Here is a 16,244-nt window from a genome sequence, read left to right as displayed (position 1 = left end):
GATGATATTAAAAACACGCGAAATAAACCACGTGATCCAGGCGACGATTGTACCGGACGAAGCAAGCCTGGCTAATTCAGAGAGTTTTAAAGAGGAAATGATCAGCCTGATGGTGGGTGGTGCGAAGCTGATCATGGTGAGCTTTGAAAATGTCAATTATGTCGATAGTTCTTTCCTGGGAAGCCTGGTGGTGGCGCTGAAATATGCTTTGCCGAGAAACATTGACATTTACCTGGTATCCTTAAAACCCGACGTTCACAACCTCTTGACGCTGATCAGGATGGATAAAGTCTTTAAGATTTTTAAAGACTACGCAGAGGCGATGGAAGTTATAAAATAGCGCATGAACGAGGATCAAAATAGGTTTGAAACAGTCTTTGAATGTGACCTGGAAGCGATTTCAGACACGGTAAGCCTTTGCGTTGCATACATTGAGGGCCAAATCGGCCAGCAAGATCTGGAACTGGGCGTATCCACAAGGATCAAGTGGGTGATTACGGAAATGCTGACGAATGCCATCAAACATTCGGCGGTGGAAGAATGCCTGCTGACGATCCGGATCAATGACGCGCAAGTGTTTTTCGAGAAAAAAGACAGTGGTAAACCCTTGACCCTCAAAAACTACGCGAGCAGCGGTGTTGCTGATCGCGGCCCGATTACCTGGCCTTTGCAGGAGGAAGCCTTTCCGCAGCATTTCCAGGTTTATCACAATGGTTCGGAGTCTTTAACGGTGCTGGCGGAGAGCCCCAACAGGGTGGTTTTTTATATCCAGGAAATCGAAAGTGAGGAAATGCCCATGCTGCTGCTCAATACCAGCGAACATTTCGGGCTTCTGATCCTGACCAAGGCATCGGACCATTTCGAGTACGAGTATGAGCCTGTGACGGGCATCAACAGGTTCCGGAGCACTTTTAACCTCCAAGGCAGCTGAATATGAAACATCGGTTTGAAGTGCTCGATATTTTTCGCGGGTTATTTGCTTCGCTGGTATTTCTGTACCACCTGAGCCCTTTTGCCAAGACCGTCATCATCAACAATGCTTTTGTTGAAAATGCGGATATGTTCGTCGATTTCTTCTTCGTGCTTAGCGGATTTGTGATCGCATACAGCTACCAGGCAATTTCCAATTTCGGGGAGGTAAAACTGTTTTTGAAGAAGCGTTTTTTTCGGATTTACCCGCTGCACATTTTTATGTTAATGTTGTTTGTAGGCGTGGAAATAGCCAAAAATATGTTGACGGCCTACGTGAAAGTCAACAATCCGAATGATCCCGACAACAACATTTATACCTTTATTTCTTCACTTTTCCTGCTCAATTCCACGCCGATTTTCAACCCGAAAGATGTCAGCTGGAACATTCCGAGCTGGTCGATCAGCGCCGAAATGGTGGCTTACATAGTTTTCGCGCTAATCACGCTCGCCATTTTTTCTTTACGTTTTGAAAAAATGAAAAACTGGATCTACTTCCTGCTGGTGATCGCCGCGAGTATGGCGCTGATTTCCATCCAGGATGGTTTTAAGCTGGATTTCACATTCGATTACGGGTTTCTGAGAGGTATTATCGGTTTTTTCCTGGGCGCGATTTGCGTGAATGTCTTCCGAAATACTTACTCGTCATTCTCTAAAAGTCCGTCGTCACTTTTCACTGTACTGGAAATCCTGTCCATAGCGGCCATCATTATCATGATCAGCGCCGGGCATATTTTGAAAAAATTCGGATTTGTGTACGAATTCCTGTTTTTCGCGAGCATTTACATTTTTGCTTTTGAAAAAGGGATCATTTCCAATGCCATGAAACAGGTGAAGCTGCTGCATAACCTCGGCAAATATTCCTACTCCATTTATATGAGCCACGCGCTGATGATCAGCTTGTTCAATGTGGCTTTCATCCGGATTTTGAAGTTTCCCGAAACCGCCTACTCCTATTTGTTCATTCTCAATTTCCTGGTGATCTACATTTTTTCCATGCTGACTTACAAGCACATTGAAATGCGGTTTGCCTATAAATCAAAACCGCGGACACCGTCGCCCGTGGCTGGTCGTACCTCTGAATTGAAAACTCCGTAAAAGCCTATCTAGTTATAACTTTATTTATATGAGCATTAAAGACACAATAACCATCGTCGTTGCCACGGACAACCATTACGCGATCCTTCTGGGCGCGCTGATCAAATCCATCGAGGTCAATCACAAAACACCGGAAAAAATTGACCTGCACATTATCGACGACGGCATTTCGGAGTCAAGCAGAAAGAAGATCATCGGTTCGAGCAACCCGGCGATGACGACCATGCACTGGCATAAAACCGCCACGGTAATCCCGCCGAACGTGAAAATCCCGGTAGACAAATCGGCTTTCCCGATTACTTCCTACCTCCGTCTTTTTGCGCCTTATATCATTCCACAGGACGCAGAAAGGTTTTTGTACCTCGATGTAGACATGATTGTGATCGAGGATATTTCAAAGTTGTGGCATACCGACCTGGGCGATAAATTATTTGCCGCGGTACCCGATCTGGCCAAAATATTCGCGAGCGACTGGGGCGGCGTGCCGAATTACAAAGAACTCGGTTTTGCGCCTGATACCCCATATTTCAATGCAGGTATGCTGCTGGTGGATCCGGTGCAGTGGCGGAAAGACGACCTTTCCAACAAGGTGATCCAGAGCATTTTCGACAACATCTCATCCGCCAGTTTCCCCGATCAGTATGGTCTGAATATTACCCTGGCTAACCGCTGGGTAATCCTCGATCAGCGATGGAATACCTTTGCAATCCTCGACGTGAAAGATCCCTGGCTGATTCACTACCTCGACATCAAGCCGATCTTCAAGTCGTACAACTGCAACGTGGCGTACAAGGATGAGTTTTACAAATACTTGCGTATGACACCGTGGAAAGACCACCAGCCTGTGCCGGACTGGGTGAGGCTGAGCCGCAAAGCTTATAACAAAATGAGAAAAATTGTTTCAGGATACCTTAATTAGATCCTCACGGAAATGCCACATTTTGATGATATAACTTTACTTGTAACACATTATAACAGAAGTACTTCACTCGAAAGATTGCTGAAAAATTTCAGCGACCTCGATTGTAGTTTCGGAGATATTGTGGTGTCCGACGACGGCAGCAAGCAGGAGCATGTTGACTACATCAACAGTTTGAAAGGCAAATACAAATTCACGCTGGTGACCACGCCGAAAAACAAAGGTTTGGGTAACAACATTAATAAAGGCCAGGATGCTGTCAAAACGCCGTACACTTTGTACGTACAGGAGGATTTTGTGCCGCAGCAGATTTTCCCCGGAAACCTGAAAAATGCCCTCAGTTACATGAATGAGCGGAAAGAGCTGGACTTTGTGCGCTTTTATGCCTACTTCAAATACCCCTGGCTGAAACCCTACAAGAATGGTTTTTCGGATATGGTTTTTAAAATCTGGAACCCAGGCTACAAGAAATTCTACTATTACAGCGACCACCCGCATTTGCGCAGAACCACTTTTTTTGAACGTTTTGGCCGGTATCCCGAAGGTTTAAAAGTAGAGGTAACCGAATACCGGATGATGATGCAGGTATTGAAAGCCAAAGGTAAAGGTCTTTTTTATGACGACTATACGGCCAATTTCGACCAGGTCAATTCTTCTGCGGAGCCCAGCACGGTAAGAAGAAATTTCTGGCGTGAAACGGAAAACCCGCTGATCTCCCTATCGAGGCACTTGTACCGGCATTTGAAATTCAATTTCGACTATCTGCTGGGCAAATAACCGGCAAATAAATTCTTAGTAACTGCATTTATGGCAAGCGAAAAATCGGGTAATGACCAGTACTGGTTAAAATCAGGGGTAATCAATGTACTGCAAAATCTCACCGGCGTTCTCTTCGGCTTTGGTGGATTTTACCTGATGGTGCGCATGCTCGACAAGCATTCTTTCGGGGTCTGGACGCTTTTTATGGCTACCACCACCATTTTCGAAATGGTACGCAGCGGACTGATACAGAATGCTTTGATCAAATATTTGTCATTTTCTGACAAAAGTGAGCACGACAAAATCCTCTCCGCATCCTTCGCGCTTTGCGGCGCGCTGACATTGCTTTGCATTGTGATCAACCTGATCATCGCCAACTTTCTGGGGCAGATCTGGAAGGCGGAGGAAATCGTTCCGCTATTCATGATGTACAGCATTGTGTACCTTTTTTCAGGCGTACTTTCACAGTTTCACTGGATGGAGCAGGCCAATTTCCGGTTCAACGGAATTTTCATCACCAATTTTGTGAAGTCGGGCGTTTTCTTCGCTTTTCTTGCGATCTGCTTCATTTTCAACATTAAAATCAGGCTGATTGAACTGATTTACGTGCAGGCTATTGCGCTTTTCCTGGCGATTGTTCTCGAATACTTTTTTGTAAAAGACCTGCTCAAATTCACTTTTCAAGTCACCAGCGAGTGGGTAAAAAAGCTGCTGAATTATGGAAAATACGCCTTTGGAACTTCTATCGGCTCTATTCTTTCCAGCACGATTGACCAGATGATGCTCGGTTCGCTTTTGTCGCCGGCGGCTTCCGGAGCATTCAACATTGCGGTCCGGATCATGAATTTGGTCGACATTCCGACCAATGCGATTGCGGTGATCGTTTTCCCGCAAAGTGCACGCCGGCTGGCCACCGAGGGCGAGGGCGCGATCCGGTATTTGTATGAAAAATCGGTCGGTACCATTCTCGCGGTGCTGATCCCGGCACTCGCCTTTCTCTTTTTATTCCCCGATTTCGTGGTAAGCTTTATCGCCGGAAACAAGTACGAAGAAACCGTTCCGATCCTGAAAGTCACAGTGTTATACTGTATGCTGATCCCTTTTGCCCGGCAATGCGGCACGATACTCGACTCGATCGGAAGACCAAAGATCAACTTTATGCTGGTAGTGCTCAATGCAGTGATCAACCTGAGCCTGAACTACGTACTCATCAGCCGCATGGGCGTGATGGGCGCTGCTTACGCCACATTAACTTCCAATGTTGTCAGCTTTGCAATCGCGCAGACCATTCTGCATCGGATTTTGGGAGTAAATACCTTTCACACGTTCATTTACGCCTACAAATTCTATCCTGAATTTTTTACCAAATACATCAAACCCCGTCTGACCTGACGGACTGGACTTTTTGCTCACGTATCTAAGACACATTCTCCAATGTCATTTTTTACCAATCCGGACTGGCTCAAACAATACAGTTATCCTTTCGAATCCTTCGATCAGATTCCGGAGAGCGCATTTAACGAAATCAACCAGCGGCTCGATGCCAGAAAAACGTCGGACCCGCTGATTACCATTATGATAGCCGCCTGGAATGAGGAGGTGAATTTGCTGCGCTGCGTCGCCACATTGTCGGCGATGACTACGACCCGGCCTTTTGAAATATTAGTTGTGAACAACAATTCCACTGACAAAACACAGCAAACTATTGACAAACTGCACGTTAGAACCGTTTTCCAGGCTATCCAGGGTCCTGGCCCGGCCCGGCAAATGGGTCTGGAAAATGCGCGCGGCAAATACATTCTCCTAGCCGACGCCGATTGTTTTTATCCGAACTGCTGGGTGGATGAAATGATGAAAGTCCTCACGCAGCCAGATGTAGTCTGTGTGTACGGTCGATATTCTTTTATCAGCGAGGAAGGTTATTCCCGCTGGCAGCTCTCACTGCTGGAAACCGCCAAAGATCTGATCGCCGAGTACCGCCACATGAACCGCCCGTACCTGAATACGTATGGAATCAGCATGGGTTTTGTGAGAGAACCGGCTCTGAAAATCGGTTTTGTGATGAAGAATGTCCGGGGCGAAGATGGCCGATTGGCTTATGCCTTAATGAGTTACGGAAAAATTAAGCAGGTAAAAAACAACGCTGCCCGCGCATGGACCGGGGCCAGAACATTGAAAAGGGACGGGAGCTTTATCAGTCTTTTTACAAAACGAGTGATCAAAGAAATCCGCGGACTGTTTTTCAACCTCCACTCCAAAGCCCCGAAAGAAATCGAAAAGTTGTAGTTATTTCTTGTTGGCGAGCGCCTGGGCCAGCAGATCCGCAATTTGTTCAACCCGTTTTTCCCAGGTATTATCCGCCGCTACCCTGATCCGCTCCTTCCTTTTTGCTTCGGTATCGTGATTCAATGCATCCGAGATTGCTTTTGAAAAAGACTCAGGATCACCGCAGTACGGTACTGTATCTCCCGTAAATTCTTTCAGATCATCATTGAAATTGATGGAAACGAGTGGCTTACCTGCACCCAGGTATTCAAAAAGTTTCAGCGGAAAAATCGTCGCGCTAACCTCATCCTTTTTAAAAGGCAAAAGTGCCACATCGAAACCTTTGATCACCGCAGGCATTTCACTATAAGGCACGCTGCCGGTAAAAAACACATTTTTCGCGCTGAAAAACCATTCCGGAATATAGCTTTTATCGGAAGGCCCGACAAAAACGAAACTTTTGTCCGGGTTTAGTTTGATCACTGCTTCGAGCATCACATAATCCATCCGCCGCTCAATGTTGCCAAAATAGCCGATGACCGGCTTAGGAATATTGGCCAAAACAGCTGCTAAGGGCAGTTTTTCATTCAATGCTTTCTGACTATGGGTAATGTCGGCAGCATTCGGGACGAAGAATGTATTTGGGTTCAGCTTCTTGCTCTGCACATATAATTGTCGGCTTGTACAGAAAACGATATCGCTTTTTCTTAGCAGAACATTTTCCGAAACCGCCCCGTGGCGTGCATCAAAAGGAACAATGATCGGGTCGACGCAGTGATAGGCCGTCAGTTTTGGTCGCAACCCTTCGGCCACGTCGGGATAGTGAAAGTTGAAGGAATTGATAAAAATAAAATCCTTGATCTTATAGCGGCTGATCACCCGCCGCAGCTTTGTCCGTAAGAGGAACTCATTGAATTTCAGCGCGAACCGGAACAGTGCACCTTCCGGTAAAAAATTGATCGACAGCAAAACCGGCGGAATGATCACCTTGAAATTGGGATTGTCCGTGTCCATGACATCCGTATTCATCAGCGGAAAATAATCGTCCCTCCTCTCCCGCTCCGGCGAGCCTTTGGAATTCAGATAATCCTTGATGGTATGCGGATGTTCCAGGTAATACACCTGGTTTTCCCGCGCGAGCATTTTCGCAATGGTGTAATTGGTCGACTCGATTTTGGCGTCAAACCGCGGGAGCCCGAAAACAATGATTTGTTGTCCTTTTAATTCCATGTCAGCGGCTTTGGACGAAATCTTTTGAGAAAATTTCGTCAACATACCGCTTTACCTCATCCTCGGTTTTGGCATGAATGATTTTCGCGCCCGAAAGTTTCGGATACAGTTTTTCGTAACATTTAAAATGGTGCTCCGGGCCTTGCTTGGAGAGGATGAGATTGGTGCCTCCGAAGTAGCTGGCCAATGTTGCGGTACCGCCGTGAATAGAGATAAATTTTTCGGCATTGGCGTATACCATCAGTTGCAAGTGGTTGAAATTGTTGGCCTTACCTTTATTTTCCCGGAATAAATTTTCCATCAGCAGCACGTCGGGATGTTCTTTTTCCAGCCACTCGTGCTCGTTCATATCGTAAATATCCGAGTTGTCCATGGTAATATGGTGTGGGCGCGGCCTGTTATAAATGACCGTATAATTTTGCTTGACCCTTTCGAGAATGTAGGCGAGAATTTCAATGCTGTAAAAACTGATCGGAGGACCGCCCCACTCCATATTATACCGGTTGGCAATAATTAGTATAGGTTTGTCATACTGATAGATCTGGTTCTGATAATGTTCTTTCAAAGGCACCGGCAGCCATTTTTTCATGTCATAATTCTGGCTGTACAAAATCCGCGGCATCTCAAAATTGTAATTGCCCCGCTCCGTCCGAATGTCATAAGCCTCGGTATGCTGCGGTGAAAAAAAGTACATTTCCTTCGTGTACTTGGCGCCCTCGGTCCTTTTTAATGTTCCGTTTTTGTAATGCCAGTAGGCAAAAGGCAGCACAAACTGTAATTCCGGCGCAAATTCACCTTGAAAATCAATGTCTTTATACTTCTTTTTGAAAATGTAATCTCTGAAAATGTATTTCAGTTGAGTGAGCTGACAATAGTAAGTATCCCTGTAAAAATAGCGTAAATCAATCGGTAACTGTCCGTATTTGGCCAGGACAATCAAGCTAAGTATTTTGTTTAGCATGTTCTAGTCATTATTCCTTCACTCAAGTAACGTTTTCCGTCAGTAATTTTCCAGCGTATCAGCCATGATATGCGGCAAATTCAGCCATTTTACAAAGATAACTGAGTTTAAAAATCGCAATATTTAGCCACATTATCAGGTCAATCGGGATATTTTTTTTCTGGCTTCAAGGATTTCTACACCGAAGTAGAATGTCTATTCCCGAAATATTAATAAAATGAATCAGTTTTGTAATTTTATCACGATATTTGTTATCCGCTACCCTCGTTATCAACTTAACACATCCCGTTCCAAAGTTCTTCAATGAAATTGCCTTATAACCTGCATTCTATCAAAAGAATCCATTTTTATTCCGCACTACTCATCTTTCTTTGTTTCATTCCCACCGTCATTTTTCGGGTTATTCTTGCCAAAAGTCACCACTCCGATTTAGGCGGTGTTGAGCAAAATGTCATTTACAGCATTCAGAAATTAATTTTTAACGGAGACCTCTATTCCGATCCTGCAAATATCCCGTTTACCATCACCCAATATTCGCCATTTTACCATTATCTCTGCGGTTTAATTGCTTTTATTACCGGCCAGGATCCGGGTGAAAATATTTATCAGCTTTATGTAATCGGGCGTGGGCTGAATATCATTATCAATGTGCTGCTGGCATTCACGGTTTATAAAATTGCTTTTCAAAGATTAGGGCTCTCCGCGGCACTTTCCGCCGCCATCGGACTGGCCTGTTTCGTCTGTGTTTTCAGGCAGGGATTTACGGTCAGGCCCGACTCGCTGATGGATTTCATGATCATCCTGTCGGTGTATTTTTTCCTGGGTTATCTTCAAAAAAAGGTACTAAATTCCCAGTCCGTGAACCTGATAATCGCGTCCTTTCTATCCGCCGCAGTCATATTTGCAAAGCAAAGCGGCATTCAGATCCCTGTGATTTTACTCGGTTTTTTGGTCTTTACCGGAAGATGGAAGGACCTGATTAAAAGCGGATTAACATTCAGCGTTTCCTTCGTGGCCTTGCTCGGGCTCATGCTGTTACTTTATAAAGATGCGTTCCTGAAAAATGTGGTCGGCGGTGTGGCGAATGGTATAGACACCAGCTGGTTTTTTCTCTACGTCTTCGGAAACGGCTTCAAGATCAAAATCCTGATCCCAGCGGCGATCGTCCTGATCATCACTTTTTATAAATGGGCCATTTTCAAAGGTGATATCATCACGCGTTTTCTTGCCTTTTGCGCCTGCGGAATGTTTGCATTTGCGGGAATTACCGTGCTGAAAAGCGGCTCAAATGTGGCTTATTTTTCGCCCTTCTTTATTATTTCTTTGCTTCTTTTTGCATGGAAACTGAAAAATTCAAACCCGGTTTACCAGGCAAACTTTTTACTGAACATTGCATTTATATCCTACATTTCAGGAATATGTATTTTAAATGTGATTTATCAGTATTCAGAAGTAAAAAAGACAGAAATTGACGGTAAAGAAGAGGTAATCAGAAGAGAAAGTTTAGCGGCCAATGTTGCCACTTTTGTAAAAAATCAATTAAAAGAAGACGAGTATATTTTCGCCAATTTGAATGATGAATCGATTCTTCAAACTTCCTACGGCAGGAGGGGAATAAATAATATCTTATTTAAAAATAGCCTGATCCCGGAACTGGACATTTTTAAATCATCTAATGTAAAATCAGGTGTGCTGGGTTATGATCTTTTCAGGCAAACATTACTTTCCGGAAAAGCAAAATTTATCATTGAATCCACCTCTGTATTTACCTTCAAGATTATCCCTGATCTGCCTGAAATCAAGAAAAGCAATTATCATTTATTTAAAGAAATTGATGAGTACCAGATCTATCGGCATAATCTTTACAAGGCGGCAGAATAATTTAATTTTAAATATTAAATTTGTTTACATCTACCCTATCACATTTAAAACAATTACCACTCATGGACATGACTGACCCCAACAACAATCAAGCAGATTTGGATTCCATGATTGATCACGGTTACCTCAATGAAATTACTGGCGGCGACGCTGAATTAAAAGGTGAATTGATCAGTATGTTTGAAGCCGAAACCGACACGCAACTCGGAAATATTTCCGGTGCATCCAATGCAGGTAATTTTGATGCTTTAAAACAGGCGATTCACAAATACCGCTCTTCACTTTTTTCTGTGGGCCTTCTTAAAACCGCCGCCAAATACAAGGAAATTGAAACTGCTTTGAAGCAGGGCGGAACGGTCAGTAACCTGTCCGGCACCCTCGCCGACCTGGAAAGAGAATCGAAAGTCGGCCTCACCATCCTGAAAAATCTCTAAGCTTCCGGCGTACTCACCGGAAGTGTTTCTTTCGACAACTTCTTGTCGGTCAGGTAGCAAGTGTGTAGCATGGCCGCCGCAATGTAAAACAGGATGTTATTCGGAAATTGCACGATCGCCTCCTGCGGAAAGTTGCCGACATTTAACGCAAAGACAATCAATGTCATAGCCAGGCAGTAAGTCCGGAGCTCACTATTCCTGATCCGGTAGTAATTGTTGATCCCCATTTTGAGTACCTGGTACATCAGCAGACAAAAAATCAGCATCCCGACCCAGCCGGTTTCCACGGCGACCCGCATATAACCGCTGTCTGGTGGGAAACTTGCCAGAAAAGAATTCGGCGCAAACCGCGCACCCCACGCCCCGGTCGATCCGAGCCCTCCACCAAAAGGATGCGTTAAAATATAGGGCTGAATGCGTTTTTGGTTATATTTTCTAACATTGAAAGAAGGGTCATCCGATGGCCGGAAAGCAGTTTGGAACCGTGCCAATGTGGGGTTACCCGTTGGTATGACAACCAGGAAGGCGATAAAAACCGCCCCGATGCAGGAAACGAGCATAATTCGTTTGCTGAAATTCAGGATTGCAAAAGGGATAAGCGCAACCGGTACCAGTACGTAAGCACCCCGCGTACCCGAAAACAGCATCGCCATCAGAAAAAGGACGGTAAAACTGCCCAGCAAAATCTTCATTCTCAGGGTCGTTTTCCCGGAAAGCAGCGCAATGCAGAGGAGGCTCGCTCCTACCATGGTGTAGGAGAATGATACCGGATCTGAAAAAAGTGAGTATTTCCGCCAGGCACCATTGATAAACAATAAGCTGACCATCTGTGGGTTAGCCCACAAACCAGCCAGCTCGGATGGCGCAATACCGATATATTCCTGCTTGAAACCGTAAATCGCGCCGCAAAGTCCCAGAATGATCCAGGCCACCACCACTACCCGCATGGACTTGATCGACCGTAAATGATAAATGAAAACAAAATACATCAGCGTCACAATCGCCACGGTCCGCACGGTGTACACCCAAGCCATTCGCGACTCGGACCAGGGATTGGCCACCTGAAGAACATTGTACCCGATCCACACCAGCACCATCACTGACACCGGACTTTTATAAATGCTGAAATCCCAATTCCCCTTTTGTTTGATCAGAAAACCGAGTATGAGCATCGCCTGCAAACCGTCCATGGCGGTTCCCATAGGAAAATCGACGCCGAGGCGGGAAATGAAAAACAGGAAAAAAGCCATCGCCATCAGCACCACGATCCCGAAAATCGGATAAACGATAATCGCATACACTGCCGGAATTGCCACCATGGCAATAAGCAGCAGCAGACCCACCACAATCCCGCCATAAATCGACCCGATGCCCAAGAAAACGGCGAGCACCGCGAGCAGGATCAGCCCAACGGGGCCGGTCAGCCTGTCTATCAGCGGAACTATTGGTTTGTGGCTAAGCGAATCGGTTGATAATGAGTACTTCAATGGTGTTGATATCTAGAAAAATAAAATCTTGAAAAAGAAAACAAAGACACTCACAAAGGCCAGAATCAGGGCAATCGTCCGGGTAATGGTTTGTAAACGTGTCAGTTCAGGTTCGCGCAGTTTTTTCCTGGGCTTTTTGGAGGGGAGAACTTTCATAACGCCGATTTTTATGGTGCCTTTCTGTAATTGTGCTTGGTAGCCACCGAAATCTTGTTCGCCTTTTTGGCTTTCAGTAAGGAAACTACCTGGTAATACATGAAAACCGGGATCGAGGTCAGCGATCGGATGATCCGCCGGTCCACAGATTCATGGAAAAGAGGAATCAGGAACCCGGTTACGAAAAGCAGCAGCCCCCCCAGCCACAGCAGGCTGACCAACGGATTGATCAGCAGGTTCAGGAACATAAAAAAGACCGAAATGATCAGGAAAATGAACAAAGGCGGCCGCAGCAGCACAAAACCGAATAAAAGCTGGTTCCAGTTAAAACCGGTAACCCCCTTGAAAACCAGCGCAAAACCAAATTTGAAATACCTGAACCAGGTGTTGATCCAGCGAGAACGCTGCTTCACCAGCTGGTCCGATTCCGATGTTTTTTCATCATACACCACCGCGTGCTCATTGAACGCAATGCGTTGGCCGCGGGTCACAATGGCATTTTGCAGGATCTTGTCAAAACCAGCCCCGCTTACGTCCAAAGCACCCAGCGCCTCCTTATACAATGCAACCGTGAATGCCATCCCTGAACCGGAAAGCGTCGCCGAAGAACCGTCTTCGAATAGCAACCGACCGTCGTAAAAATGATAATAAATGTCGCGGGCAGCGTCTAGGCAGGCATATACCGAATCGAGGTTTTTAGCTTTCCTAACCCCTTGAACCGCGGCATATCCCTGATCAAAAAGCGGGTTCAGCTCATTCAGAAATTCGCTGTCCAGCAGGTTGTCGCTGTCAATGATCGCCAGTCGCTCGTGCGGTCTTCTGAAATGGTTGATCGCATAAAAATGTGACCGCGTATTACTAGCCAGCACCGTTTCAGGTCGCAAAACAATTACTCTTTCGTCTGCAAAATGCAATGTCGAAATGTCGCAGTTGTCGGCGACAATGTACACCAGGTAGTTGCTGTAATTGATCCGGAGGATGGACGCCACGACGTCGGGAAGCTGCTCAACCTGCTGGTAAGCCGTCACGATCAGCGCATAATCCGCCTCGGTAACATTTTTTGATGTTACCGGTTTTCGTTTTGGCACAAACAGGTGGATCAATAACAAAAGGATCGGGAAAATGAGATAAAATCCGATTGCTACCTGAACCAGCCCCCATAAAAACCAAATGATACTCATTCAGTTACGTATTTAGATACTTTACCTGTCTGTTTCAGAATTTCATTTGCGCCGGTCAGTACCCAGCCCGCCATTTTACCATTCAAGCCTTTCAGGTATTCAATTTTGGACCTGTCGGCGTAAGAAATAGTGTGGCCGCTTTCGAAAACCGCTACCACCGTATCGGAGAAAGTCACCCATTCTTTGGCTTTGTTCATCGCCACCAGCGAATCGGCTTCGATCAAGATCACGTCGAACATGGATTTCAGTCGGCTCAGCGCGTCGCGGATCTGCGCTTCATTGCTGAGCTCGTACAGGGAAACATCACCGCCTTTGTTTCCCAGAATACTGATTGCACCGTGCTGGTTATCAAGCGAAACACCATTTCCTATGGACAGAAAATCTTCCAGGTACTTGGCGCCGGTATTCAATTTGGTAATGTCCGAATCGGTGAAATTTCCGTCGATAATCAATACACGTTTGTTGATCTTGGAATAGGCCCAGGCAAGACTGATCGTCAGCAATGTTTTGCCGCTGCCTTCTGCGAGGCTCGTCACCGAAATGATCTTCGGGTCGGGATATTCATTGTCGAGCTCGAAGCGTATCGAGCGGATCAGGTTCCTGAACATTTCCACTTTCCGCTCGTGCGAAGTTTCGTTTTGCAGCTGCGTAAGGTTGAACCCGCCGCTCACGTGGTTGACAAAACCCAGTACCGGCCTGTCGGTGGCATTGGCAAGCTGCTGCGGAAACCGGATCGAGTTGTCGAAGAAGTAAAGGATGAAAAGTACAAACAGGCAGAAAGCGAGACTGATAACACCCGAAAGGATGATCAGGACAATCTTCTTGGAAGGCTGGATTGTTCCCGGCAACGCTTTTTCAGCCACTTTCAATTTAGCCGGAAAGCTCGACTGCAATCTTGCATCGTTGTATTTCTGCAAAGCCTCCATGTACTCGCGGCCCGCAATGTCGATGGCGGTTTCAAATTCCTGCACCTTCGCTTCGTTTGGTACCAGTCCGTCGAATTTAGAGTTCAGTCTTTTCAGCTCCGCCTCGATCGTCGCAACACTGTTTACAGCCAGGTCCCGCGCGATTTCCATCGTCAGTTTCTCGCTAACCAGGTTTTGTTTTACGGTCAGCGGGCTGTACAGGTATCGGTCTGTCGACTCCGTGATTTGTCTGGAAAGCAATGTTTGCGCGGAATCCAGTTTTGCCTTGTATTTCGGGTCAAAATTGCTTTTTACATAAGCTTCGTTTGCCGACCGGATCATTTGCTTGGTAGCCACAATGTTCTGGTTGATGGTCGAAACTGCGCTTTCAAAATACTTGCGGTCGTTGCTGCTGAAACGGTTATCAATGTTGCGGATCGCGACGCCGTAAGCGATGATATCTTTTTTGGCAACCTCACGTCTCAGCTCAAACTCAGAGATTTGGCCATAAAGACTTTTCGCCTGCTCATCCAGGTTTAGCACCCGGTTTTTGATTTTGAAATCACGCAGACCATTCATCTGCTGGCGGAGAGCTTGTCGCTTCTGTTCCAGGAAATCGGCCAGGAAGTTGATCGTACGGTCGTAATTGGTAGCCAGCCGCGAGGAGTACATATTGATAAACTCGCTGCTCAGCGTATTGATCACGAAAGCAGTCAGATATGCGTTTTTCCCCTCAAAATCAATGTTGACATAATCACTGTTGGAAGCCCGGTAAATGGTCAGCTTCTTCTGCAGGTTGCCCGCATCAAACTCCATGTCCGCCAGAATGTTCTGGATTTTCTTTTCAAAAGGCTTATCCGGTAAAAGCTCCTGCTGCGCCTTGTATTTCTGACTAACCACGTTCATCAGCTGCTGGCGCTCCTGCTGGCTCATTTCGGTCAGCAATTTGGAAGGCTTGGCAAAATCCGATTTTTCGTCCGATTTCAGATCGTGCATCAAAAGCTGGTACGAAACCTGGTCAAGCACCTTTTTCTGCGTCATCATCTGAATGATGTTGTCAAACTTCCGGGCAATCTCGAAATCCTGCTCGGTGCCGCTGCTCATCAAACCCTGCTCGGTTTTGTCCACGAGCCCGGTGGCAATGCTGCCATTGGATTTGTACTGGTCGGGAAGTGCTTTCACGAGGAAGTAAGCCGCTACCACCGTGATCAGCGGTACGAAGATCAGGATAAGCTTATTCCGGTATAATATTCTGAGAAATTGGGAAAGTTCTGTCATTGGATGTCTTCCAGTTTTTGGCCTAATAATTCTTCTAGTGAGCTTTTGGAGATCAGCACATCCGCTTCTGCGGAGATTTTTGCCTGCAATCTGTCCGATATGACCACCTGAGATCTGTTGTATTCTTCAAAAGAGCTTTCGCCTTTTTCAAATCTTAATTTCAGTTCTTCGGCCATTTCCATCACATCCTGCAAAGCATTCGCTTTGACTCGCAGCAGCATTTTGTATTGGGCATAGGCAAAATACCTTCTCTTGACATCCGCTTCCAGATTCAGCAGGTAGCTGTCCCGGTCGAATTCCAGGGCTTTCAGTTCACTTTTGGCTTGCCTGATCAGGGACGGCTTTTGCAGCAGCGACCCGATATTCACAAAGAAACCAAACTGGTACCCGTTCAAAAAGTTGGGGTTGATAGAGCTCGCAAGCCTGTCGGGACTGTACAGATAGGAAAACGATAGGATCTCGAAGTACGAAAGTCTCGCTTTTTTTTCCGCATAACTTCCTGCTTCTACGCGCGACTGATACTGTTTCAGTCTTGGGTAATTTTTCTTGGCCGTCTCGATCAGTTTTTCGAGATAAGGATAAGAAATTTCCTGAGTGAGGAGGTCCTGGGACCTGAGGGGGGAAAGTGAGGTGATTAAGAGTAGCAGTGCGTAAATGTATTTCATTTAAAGGGGTTATGAGGTTGAAAAACAAGTTGAAAATGACACGTCGCGATGGATTG

16 protein-coding genes are annotated in these 16,244 nt (G+C 45.9%); 9 read left to right on the top strand and 7 right to left on the bottom strand.

Going from position 1 to position 16,244, the window contains the following annotated elements; all coding sequences use genetic code 11:
* The first annotated feature begins 1 nt into the window (after position 1).
* From FEN17_RS02985 to FEN17_RS02955, 7 genes are read left to right on the top strand one after another with little or no spacing between them, the layout of a single operon-like run.
* Positions 2 to 340: an STAS domain-containing protein gene (locus tag FEN17_RS02985; protein WP_138363813.1), complete on the top strand. Its 339-nt coding sequence runs from the start codon at positions 2 to 4 to the stop codon at positions 338 to 340.
* Positions 341 to 343: 3 nt separating this feature from the next.
* Complete coding sequence (locus FEN17_RS02980) at positions 344 to 931, top strand: sensor histidine kinase (RefSeq protein WP_138363812.1); 588 nt, start codon at positions 344 to 346, stop codon at positions 929 to 931.
* Positions 932 to 933: 2 nt separating this feature from the next.
* Positions 934 to 2,067, top strand: coding sequence for an acyltransferase family protein (locus FEN17_RS02975; RefSeq protein WP_138363811.1), 1,134 nt, complete (start codon positions 934 to 936; stop codon positions 2,065 to 2,067).
* A gap of 28 nt (positions 2,068 to 2,095) precedes the next feature.
* Positions 2,096 to 2,986, top strand: coding sequence for a glycosyltransferase family 8 protein (locus tag FEN17_RS02970; RefSeq protein ID WP_138363810.1), 891 nt, complete (start codon positions 2,096 to 2,098; stop codon positions 2,984 to 2,986).
* A 12-nt stretch (positions 2,987 to 2,998) separates the two neighbouring features.
* Positions 2,999 to 3,763 (top strand): glycosyltransferase, encoded by a 765-nt coding sequence (locus FEN17_RS02965; RefSeq protein ID WP_138363809.1) that lies wholly within the window; start codon positions 2,999 to 3,001, stop codon positions 3,761 to 3,763.
* A gap of 30 nt (positions 3,764 to 3,793) precedes the next feature.
* On the top strand, positions 3,794 to 5,137 hold the full coding sequence (locus FEN17_RS02960; protein ID WP_138363808.1) for a flippase: 1,344 nt from the start codon (positions 3,794 to 3,796) through the stop codon (positions 5,135 to 5,137).
* A gap of 42 nt (positions 5,138 to 5,179) precedes the next feature.
* Entirely contained in the window at positions 5,180 to 6,031 is an 852-nt protein-coding gene (locus tag FEN17_RS02955) for a glycosyltransferase family 2 protein (RefSeq protein WP_138363807.1), read from the top strand.
* Here FEN17_RS02955 and FEN17_RS02950 read toward each other — a convergent pair whose 3' ends face one another.
* Entirely contained in the window at positions 6,032 to 7,240 is a 1,209-nt protein-coding gene (locus FEN17_RS02950; protein ID WP_138363806.1) for a glycosyltransferase family protein, read from the bottom strand. It abuts the gene before it with no gap.
* Position 7,241: 1 nt separating this feature from the next.
* Entirely contained in the window at positions 7,242 to 8,201 is a 960-nt protein-coding gene (locus FEN17_RS02945) for a hypothetical protein (protein WP_138363805.1), read from the bottom strand.
* Positions 8,202 to 8,504: 303 nt separating this feature from the next.
* Between FEN17_RS02945 and FEN17_RS02940 the strand changes: the two genes are divergently transcribed.
* Positions 8,505 to 10,082, top strand: coding sequence for a glycosyltransferase family 39 protein (locus FEN17_RS02940; RefSeq protein WP_138363804.1), 1,578 nt, complete (start codon positions 8,505 to 8,507; stop codon positions 10,080 to 10,082).
* 62 nt (positions 10,083 to 10,144) lie between these two features.
* Entirely contained in the window at positions 10,145 to 10,516 is a 372-nt protein-coding gene (locus FEN17_RS02935) for an Hpt domain-containing protein (RefSeq protein WP_138363803.1), read from the top strand.
* Here the strand turns inward: FEN17_RS02935 and FEN17_RS02930 are convergent.
* The 5 genes from FEN17_RS02930 to FEN17_RS02915 are packed head-to-tail and all read right to left on the bottom strand — an operon-like array spanning position 10,513 to position 16,188.
* Positions 10,513 to 12,003 (bottom strand): O-antigen ligase family protein, encoded by a 1,491-nt coding sequence (locus tag FEN17_RS02930; protein WP_138363802.1) that lies wholly within the window; start codon positions 12,001 to 12,003, stop codon positions 10,513 to 10,515. The genes FEN17_RS02935 and FEN17_RS02930 overlap by 4 nt on opposite strands.
* Before the next feature lie 12 nt (positions 12,004 to 12,015).
* A complete protein-coding gene (locus FEN17_RS27200; protein ID WP_171037826.1) occupies positions 12,016 to 12,159 on the bottom strand; it encodes a hypothetical protein in 144 nt (47 codons plus the stop codon).
* Positions 12,160 to 12,170: 11 nt separating this feature from the next.
* Positions 12,171 to 13,340 (bottom strand): glycosyltransferase, encoded by a 1,170-nt coding sequence (locus FEN17_RS02925; RefSeq protein ID WP_138363801.1) that lies wholly within the window; start codon positions 13,338 to 13,340, stop codon positions 12,171 to 12,173.
* Positions 13,337 to 15,523, bottom strand: coding sequence for a GumC family protein (locus tag FEN17_RS02920; protein ID WP_138363800.1), 2,187 nt, complete (start codon positions 15,521 to 15,523; stop codon positions 13,337 to 13,339). Before FEN17_RS02920 ends, FEN17_RS02925 begins: the two co-directional genes overlap by 4 nt.
* Positions 15,520 to 16,188: a TolC family protein gene (locus FEN17_RS02915; RefSeq protein ID WP_138363799.1), complete on the bottom strand. Its 669-nt coding sequence runs from the start codon at positions 16,186 to 16,188 to the stop codon at positions 15,520 to 15,522. The genes FEN17_RS02920 and FEN17_RS02915 overlap by 4 nt, the downstream gene beginning before the upstream one ends.
* Between the last annotated feature and the right edge of the window lie 56 nt (positions 16,189 to 16,244).

The organism is Dyadobacter luticola (genome assembly GCF_005860805.1).
Lineage (GTDB): Bacteria > Bacteroidota > Bacteroidia > Cytophagales > Spirosomataceae > Dyadobacter > Dyadobacter luticola.
Note: the sequence above shows the minus strand (reverse complement) of the source record. Positions and strands in the feature narration are given on the sequence as shown.